General features: G+C 42.1%; 9 protein-coding genes. 3 read left to right on the top strand and 6 right to left on the bottom strand.

Annotation, left to right across the window (positions count from 1 at the left end; genetic code table 11):
- The 3 genes from VK541_RS06695 to VK541_RS06685 all read right to left on the bottom strand — a co-directional run.
- Positions 1-869 (bottom strand): STN domain-containing protein (locus VK541_RS06695; protein WP_324368178.1); only part of this gene is annotated, 869 nt, incomplete at its 3' end.
- A gap of 215 nt (positions 870-1,084) precedes the next feature.
- A complete protein-coding gene (locus VK541_RS06690) occupies positions 1,085-2,260 on the bottom strand; it encodes a FecR domain-containing protein (protein ID WP_324368176.1) in 1,176 nt (391 codons plus the stop codon).
- Between the two features lie 109 nt (positions 2,261-2,369).
- Positions 2,370-2,975 carry an RNA polymerase sigma-70 factor gene (locus VK541_RS06685; RefSeq protein WP_324368174.1) on the bottom strand — a complete coding sequence of 202 codons (606 nt, stop codon included), beginning with the start codon at positions 2,973-2,975 and terminating at the stop codon, positions 2,370-2,372.
- Between the two features lie 244 nt (positions 2,976-3,219).
- On the opposite strand from VK541_RS06685, the gene yiaK reads away from it, so the two are divergent.
- Positions 3,220-4,209, top strand: a complete 990-nt coding sequence (yiaK, locus tag VK541_RS06680) for a 3-dehydro-L-gulonate 2-dehydrogenase (protein WP_324368172.1) — start codon at positions 3,220-3,222, stop codon at positions 4,207-4,209.
- 83 nt (positions 4,210-4,292) lie between these two features.
- On the top strand, positions 4,293-5,564 hold the full coding sequence (locus tag VK541_RS06675; protein WP_324368170.1) for a GDSL-type esterase/lipase family protein: 1,272 nt from the start codon (positions 4,293-4,295) through the stop codon (positions 5,562-5,564).
- On the opposite strand, the gene VK541_RS06670 is transcribed toward VK541_RS06675, so the two are convergent.
- Positions 5,565-6,419, bottom strand: a complete 855-nt coding sequence (locus VK541_RS06670; RefSeq protein WP_324368168.1) for a helix-turn-helix domain-containing protein — start codon at positions 6,417-6,419, stop codon at positions 5,565-5,567.
- Between the two features lie 113 nt (positions 6,420-6,532).
- Between VK541_RS06670 and map the strand changes: the two genes are divergently transcribed.
- Complete coding sequence (gene map / locus VK541_RS06665) at positions 6,533-7,291, top strand: type I methionyl aminopeptidase (protein ID WP_324368166.1); 759 nt, start codon at positions 6,533-6,535, stop codon at positions 7,289-7,291.
- Between the two features lie 15 nt (positions 7,292-7,306).
- On the opposite strand, the gene VK541_RS06660 is transcribed toward map, so the two are convergent.
- Complete coding sequence (locus tag VK541_RS06660; protein ID WP_324368164.1) at positions 7,307-7,843, bottom strand: hypothetical protein; 537 nt, start codon at positions 7,841-7,843, stop codon at positions 7,307-7,309.
- Positions 7,844-8,046: 203 nt separating this feature from the next.
- A complete protein-coding gene (locus tag VK541_RS25805) occupies positions 8,047-8,454 on the bottom strand; it encodes an SDR family oxidoreductase (RefSeq protein ID WP_414692609.1) in 408 nt (135 codons plus the stop codon).
- Between the last annotated feature and the right edge of the window lie 10 nt (positions 8,455-8,464).

Below are 8,464 nucleotides of genomic sequence, written 5' to 3'. Positions count from 1 at the left end.
TTGTCAGCTCCTCCTGTCAGGTTGCTCTCGCCACGCAAAATAATCTTGTTTGAACCGGCCGGGCCTCCGTTTGACCTTACCATGTTTAAACCTGCTACTTTTCCCGAAAGTGCATCTATCCAGTTTCCGGATGGCGCATTGGTAATCTGATTGCTGTCTATTTTAGTAATGGCATAGCCTAATGCCCTTTCTTCTCTCTTGATACCCAAGGCAGTAACTACTACCTCATTCAGTTTGCTGTCGGCAAGCACCAGCCTGATCGTAAGCTCCCGGGTCTCTTTGGTCACTTTAAGCGCTGTTACCTGGTAACCCAAATAAGAAACCTCGAGTATCGCGTTCTCATCTATACCCTTAAGTGTAAATATACCCTCGCCATCTGTTGTTACTACTCTGCTCGTGCCCTTAACCCTTACTGTGGCCCCATACATCGGCTGACCGTTTTCGTCCAAGACCTTGCCGCGAACATCAACAGCCTGAAATCGGGCAGCTTGTTGCTCAAATAAACTTTTGTCTTTTTGCCTGATGATGACTGTTTTGCTGTCTATAGAAAAGCGCAGCGGCTGGTTCCTGAAAACCTGTTCCAGTACCTCGTCGAAGTTAAGTCCTTTAACGTTGATCGTTACAGGTATTGCTTCTTTTAAAACGCTTTCTGTGTAAATGAATTCATAACCGCTTTGTGCCCTGATCTCTTTAATTACTGCTTTTAAAGAAGCATTTGTTTTAGACAGACTGATTTTTTGAGCCAGTGTTGAGGCACTAACCTGCATAAAGGATGCTATTAATATCACGGTGGTTAATCGCATAATCAGCAAAATTTTGAAGGCATGCCATTCGGGCATGACCAGTTTCTTCGTATAAATTCTATACATTAGTACTTGTTTGGTTAAGCAGTATGCCTGTTGCCTCGAAAACAAAGGGCAGCTGCGGTTAATGGTTAATTTATTGACGTACACCGAACTTTAACCAGAGGTGCTAGTAACACTTCTGGTTTTCTGGTTTTTACGGCTACCTGGGGCTTTATCGTAAATCTTTTTTCATATGTTTAATTTTAAGTTTAACAATTTGTCTATTATTTATAGCTTATTTATTTTGATACCAGAATTTTCCGGCCCTCAATTTTAAAATGTGCCCCTCCCGTAGACTCCAATATCTTCAGCACCTGAGAAGCATGGTCAAAACGGGATACACCACCGCCAAATTTCTCGGTTGGCATTTCTCCGGTATAAACCACATCCACGTCATACCAGCGGGCGATCATGCGCATGATGTACTGTATGTCATCGTTTTCAAAAAGAAACTTACTGTTCTTCCAGGCTATTGCCCGTTCGGTATCTACCCTGGCAACTGAGATGGAATGTTGATCAAGGGACGACTGATCACCCGGTTTTAACATTTTGGATCCCGGTTTACCAGAGACTTTTACACTTCCCTGCAAAAGGGTAGTAGTCACCGTTTCCTCATCCGTATAAGCATTAACATTAAAATGTGTGCCCAATACTTCAATCTTTTGGCCTTCGGTTTCTACGATGAAAGGATGGACCTTATCTTCAGCCACCTCAAAATAAGCTTCCCCCTCAAGGTTTACCCTGCGCTGAGGTTCATGTAAGCTTGTGGCATAAGTTAAACTTGAAGCCGCATTCATCCATACCCTGGATTTATCAGGTAAGGTAACCATATAGGTTTCACCTTTAGCTGTACTCAGTTTATTGAGCTTACCGGGATCTCCTGAACCTTCACCGATCTCGTAAAGCAGTTGTCCATCTGCAGTTTTGCTTACCCTGATACCCGCTTCCCTGGCGATCTCGCCCTTTGCCGCATCAGATAACCTGATCTTTTTTCCATTGGCCAGTGTTAATGTGGCACCGATCTTTCCGGGAGCCACATCTTGCGACACGGTAAAGCCATTATTTGGTTCTGCATTTTTAGCATTAAAGAAGTAAATGCCAAGTGCTATTAAAGTAAGCATAGCGGCGATACTTGCGGCCATACGTGGCCATAAACGCATCGGGCTTTTCTTGGGTTTAGCATCAATCTTATCCGTTATCCTTGCAAAGGATTGGTTTAATATGCTCAGCAGCTCCGGTTTGTCCAGCAGCTGATCTGCAAGGGGGCTGTCTAAACTATTTTCAATCAGCAGTAAAAAAGCCGCGCTGTCAGTTCCAGATTGCAGGTGTTCAAGAAATTGGCGTGCATCCGCTTCGCCCAACTCATTGTTAAGGTATTTATAAAAAGAGGTTTTTAGTTTTTCTAAATTTTCCAAGTCTTATCCGTTTCTTGCTAATACACCTGGAAAGGGGCGAACATCTGCTCTAAAATAAAATAATTGCAAATATTTTTTAAATGTGCCTTAAACTGACGATAGGGGGTATTCAGAGATTTTTTAAGAAGAGTGAAATTACAGTTATCGTGACTGCGGCCCCAAAAGAAGAATGGCGGTCTTTCAGGAACTTTGTTGCTTTAACAATATGATCGTTAATGGTAGAGGAAGAAATGCCCAGCAGTTTGCCTACCTCTATATAACTTTTGCCTTCAATCTTGCACAACTTGTAAATCTGTTTGCGCTGCGGGGGCAGCTCTTCAATGGCATTCAAAATAAACTGGTCGTTTTCCCGGCAGGCAATGGTTTCTTCAATATGGGTGTACAGCTCAGAATTTTCATGGGCCAGGTAAGCCTTTAGCTTTTTGTCCAGGTTTACCTTACGGATGAAATTGTATACAGTGAACCTGGAAATCTGGAACAAATAAGCTTTAAAAGCCTGTTCGGGATCAATCAGTTCCCGTTTCTCCCAAACCTTAACGAACACATCCTGCAGAATTTCCTGCGCATCGTCAACAGATTTGACCATTTTTAGAATATTCAGGTAAATTCTGGGGCTATAACTATGGTAAATTTTTTCAAATGCCGAACGGTCTCCCGATTTAAGTGCAATCAGCAGCTGAATCTCCCCTGAATTATTTACCCTTTCCTGATGCATATGGATTTCCCTGTTGTTTTGCAAAAGAACACATTCAATATTAACTAAATTTTCCCGAATTATTAACAAACGGCACTTAAGTGTTTCCTGATCCAATACATTCGCTCTGGTAAGAACATTAACTATTTTAGCACAGCAGATTCAAGTGTTCAATATCTTTATTAAGGTGAACAAATATTAGTGAATTATTTCTACATTAAGTTTCCATATTGTTTATCAGAAGAATTGTTAAAAAGATCATATCGTGAGGATATCATTTGAAACCATGCAGGCAACATTTTCAGGAATCTTGCTTAAAGAAGGATTTACCGAAGCTAAAGCCCGGCAGTGTGCTGCTATTTTTGCTGAAAATAGCCGGGATGGAGTATATACACATGGCTTAAACCGTTTTCCGGGTTTTATAGAAATGATAAGGCTCAAGTTGGTCAACGGAGATGCCGAACCCACACTCGAAAGTCACAACGGCTTAATCGAGCAATGGAACGGGAATCTGGCACCCGGAATGTTAAATGCCCAATTTTGTATGAACAGGGCTATCAATTTGGCTAAAGAGAACGGCATTGGCTGTGTAGCGCTCCGCAATACAAATCACTGGATGCGGGGCGGCACTTATGGCTGGCAGGCAGTGAATGAAGGATGCATAGGAATTTGCTTCACCAATACCATTGCAAATATGCCGCCCTGGGGTGGCACTGATGCCCGTCTGGGCAATAACCCACTGGTCATTGCCGTGCCGCGCAAAGAGGGGGATGTCGTTTTAGATATGGCGATGTCGCAATATTCAGTGGGGAAATTGATGCAATATCAATCAAACAATGAAGAATTGCCGCTTCCCGGCGGATACGATGCAGAAGGAAATCTAAGTACCAGTGCTGCCGACATCATCAATTCGAAAAGGCTGCTGCCGGTTGGCTTTTGGAAAGGCTCCGGTCTGTCGCTCATGCTGGATTTATTGGTAACCATTCTCAGCCAGGGAAATCCGACTCAAAACATCAGCAACAACGAACAGGAATACGGTATATCCCAGGTGTTTATCAGTATCCGTCCGGCAAACAATGAAATCAGTAACCAGTTAGCTGACCAGATAATAGCCTATACCAAAAGTAGCGGACTGGCTAATCCTGATCAACCAATTAACTATCCCGGAGAAAATACACTAATGACCAGAAACCGTAATTTAAAAGAAGGAATTCCTGTAAATGAAAACATTTGGAATAAAGTACTTGCCATGTAACTCCATAAACATCTGCTTTATGCCTATCTTCATGTTATGCGAATGAACTAAAGCAGGCGCTTTTTCTTAAATTAAACGAACAAATGCAATACAGCTATTTTAAAAAAGGATTAATATGCGTTTTAGCGGCCTTCCTGTCATTTGGTGCAAAAAGCCAGGAGCCAAAACTGCCCGCAAGCCACTTAAAGATTATTTATTTCGGTTCCTCTGTTCCATATGGACAAGGCGCTACCAACCATAAAGGTTATACCAGCTTATTTTCAGATATCCTCAAAAATCGTATTTCTCCAGGCGGCTATGTATGGGAAACAGTCAATATAAGTATCGGAGGCGACAACACCCTAAAAGTATTGAACAGGTATAAAACCGACTTCTTACCGCAAAATGGCAAATATGTCATTTTTGCACTGGCCCTGGGTAATGAAGGCATTCATGAAAAAGGACAACCGATGTTCGATCAGTTTGAAAAGAACATCAAAATCCTGATCGGGAAAGCAAGATCCGATGGTTATACACCGGTCATTACAAATAGCTATACCCGAAACGATTACAATGAAAGGGATTACAGCTTCATAAAAAAGATGAACCTATTGATCCACAGATGGGATGTTCCAAGTATTAACCTGCTTGGTGCAATAGATGATCTCTCTGGTCACTGGGTGAACGGGTATTGGGATGACGGATTACATCCAAACGATGCCGGACATGCAGAGATGTCTTATACTATCGTTCCTTCATTGTTTGATGCCCTGGAAAACAAAAAGCCAATACCTAAAAGTGTAAAAGGGTCCTATATTAAGTCATCTAAAAACAGATCTGAAAGCAAATCATTAGCATTTACTCCAGAACACGTTGTACATCCATTTACAACGGCCATTAGTTTTAAGACAGGTGACCCCGGAACGTTGCTGCAGCTTTCCGATGCTGCAGGAAATGGAACAATCTCGGTCAATAAAGAAGGACGGCTTGTCTATTCATCGGCCAGGTCGGGAGTTGTCAGCGGAACCAGCATTGTCAATGACGATAAATGGCACAAGGTCATTGTCACGCATTATTATGCGAAAGGAGTCACCATGCTTTATTGCGACAGTACCTTACAAGGCACAATAGCCGAAAAACTAGTGACGACAGATCTCCGGATCGGGGGAACCAATATTCCTAAAAAACTGGCTTATAAAAACTGGGTATTCTACCGGTCGGCCATGAACCCGGACGAGATCAAATACCTTGCAAAAGACTCCTTATTAAAATCGAGTCTTGAATTATATGCACCGCTCGACGGAAAAAAAGTAAGTGTTTCCGATCCTCTGATTAATCTGGCACAAAGCATGAATACCATAAAGGAAGTAAAATAATCAATTTGTTTGATGCTGTTCTTCAGGCTGTACCAGAAACTTCAGGTACTCAAGCGGTGTTTTTCCGGTATAGGCTTTAAAATCTTTTAGAAAGTGGTTTGCGTCGTAGTATCCGTTTGATATCGCGATTCGCATCAGATCTACATCTCCCAATCCAACCAGGTCAAGATATGCATGAATAAAGCGCTGGAGCTGAATGTATTCTTTGGGCAAGAGTCCAATATGCTGGGCAAAACTCCTTTCCAGCCACTTATAGTTTACACCAACATCATTGATCACATTTCGTACAGTGCTTTTCCCTTTTATTTTATGGATATAATCCAATGTTTTATCTAAGATTCCGGGGGTGTCGATTCCCGTAAAAGAACACTGAACATACGATCCGACAAATGCTGCCTTTTCTTCAACAGAATTACATTCGAAAAATTCCTCTATGCTGAAGTTATTGTTCTTTGCGATGTATTCAAATGAGGTAACCGGATGATATCTAAAATATTGAGCGTTTAAACCAAACAATTGATAGAAAGCGCTTGGGTAGAAACGAACGATAAAAACCTGGTCTGTATGATTATTGTATTTTACATAAACATTCTTGATTGAGCCGGCACTTGCCCATGCCGCTTTAATTTCGAAAGCATCGCCTTCTCCTGTTACCACCACCGTATCTTCGCGACTTTGCAAAAACACCAGCACGGGAAACCCGTCATTGAAAATAAGATGTGTATTGTTCTCTGGATCCCTTGAGAAAACATAAAATCCTTCAATAATAGATTCAACCTCTTTTGAAGGGCTGATTCTATAGCCGTCCTCATTAAATTCCCCTAATTGTATCTTCTTCAGATAATTTATTGGCATGTCGCAAATTTACGGGAAATGTCAATGACGGGAGAATAATCCCATGTCTAATATTTACTATGAGCACAATTTAAATACCCCGAGCTTTGCGCAACACTGAATAACATCATTTTATGGTTATAAAAACGGAAGAAGAGCTGAAGGGAATGCAGCGCGTGAGCGAAGCTGTTGCGATTACCTTACAAGAAATGAAAGCGTATACCCGGACAGGCGTGTCGACAAAAGACATAGACGAATACGGAAGACAACTATTAGAAGCTCTTGGTGCAAAATCTGCCCCATTCGAAACCTATGGTTTCCCGGGTTATAGCTGCATCAGCGTCAACAAAGAATTTGCTCATGGTGTTCCTTCAGACAAAGTCATTCTAAAAAATGGAGATATCATTAACATTGATGTATCCGCCGAACTGGATGGCTTTTGGTCAGATAATGGATGCTCATTTGTTGTAGGAGAAGATATTCAGGGCATACAACATTTGATAGATACTTCAAAAGAAATATTATTGGAGGCGATTTCTCAAATCAGCGGAGGAGTAAAAATCTCTGATATCGGAAAACTGATAGAAACCAAAGCCAAAAAAGCAGGATATACTGTTATCCGGGATTTAGGTGGTCATGGGGTTGGACAAAGTTTACATGAAGCGCCTGACGGGGTCATGAATTATTACGACCGTTTTGACAGCAGGCGATTCAGAAAAGATTCGGTCGTTGCCATTGAAACATTTATCTCCACCCGATCTAAACACATTAAAACAATGTCAGATGGCTGGGCCTTTAAAGGAAATGAAGGCGGATTTGTAGCCCAGCATGAACACACAATACTGATCACCTCCGGCAAACCTATAATTTTGACGGCGGCGAATGGAATATAATAAATGTAAGTCTCTTTATCTCCGTTTACTTAAATTTATAGCTCTTTCTATTCGCGGACGATTATATCGTTGAAGAAAAATTGGATAAAGATTTAGTAAGACATTTAATACCAGTAGCCACACAGATTTAAGAACTCCAAATTTGAATGCCACGAAAACATTAAATCCAAGGACGATAAGTAAGATGATGAGGTGGTCTAATTCAGATTTTTTGGTTTGATAATGTAAATTCACCAAAGCTCCGGTACTTTTCCCTATGGGGAAAGATTTCCTGATCACAGCCTCCCAGCCGATCCAGACCAATATTTTCCTGAAAAAATTGATTCCAAGATGTTCGTATATTTTCCCTCTCCGCTCCCATCCCTTTTCGTTATAGTAGGAAGAAGTAAGCGGGCTTTTTAGTGCCCCGGTAAAAAAAGTCACAAAGAGCATCAACAGGAAATTCAGGATCCAGGAGAACGAAAAACCATCCATTTTGATGTAGTAGACCAAGGCACAAATTGAGCCAATTGTAATTATTGCGATTAAAGCTAAAATTAAGGTCTTTCTCATTAATTAATTCATTTGGGATGCTCAGATGCGCACAACGCTCAATATAGCAATAGATCCGGTTATAAAAAAACCGGAATCGATGTCTTCGATTCCGGTTAGTACGCTATGGCATAGTTATGTCTAAAAAGTTCTTTGATCATCTTAAAATTTTAGCGCAATTTCCATTTCAGGATTTTACAGTTGCCAATGTCATTGCGGCTCAGTCAATCCACGACCGAGCCACAAGAAAGGTTGGCAACCGTTCCTGTCATGGCTCCGGCCCGATCCGAAGCCATGAAAGCCGCCGTCTCCGCCACTTCCGAGAGAGTCGGCAAACGTTTCAACATCGTGCTTTGGGCCATTGCCGAGTCTGGTAGCCATTCTTCCACCGGTTGGCCGTCGGCAGTGTCTTTATACCAGATAAGCGTCTTGAAGAGATCCTTCGTGTAGGAACCCGCTGCTGGTGCGTCTGCAATAGCGTGGGGACGGAGGCAGATAACCCGGATGTTTCTAGGCGCCAGTTCCGCGGCCAGAACCCGCGAGAAGGATTCCTTACCGGCGCAGGTTACGCTGTACGCTAAAGCGCCGGGCGCAGCCATTTTAGAACCCGGCGTGGATAAGGTCAGGATCACACCGGAACGC

Source organism: Pedobacter sp., from assembly GCF_035317785.1.
In the GTDB taxonomy this organism is placed as follows: Bacteria; Bacteroidota; Bacteroidia; order Sphingobacteriales; family Sphingobacteriaceae; genus Pedobacter.
Note: the sequence above shows the minus strand (reverse complement) of the source record. Positions and strands in the feature narration are given on the sequence as shown.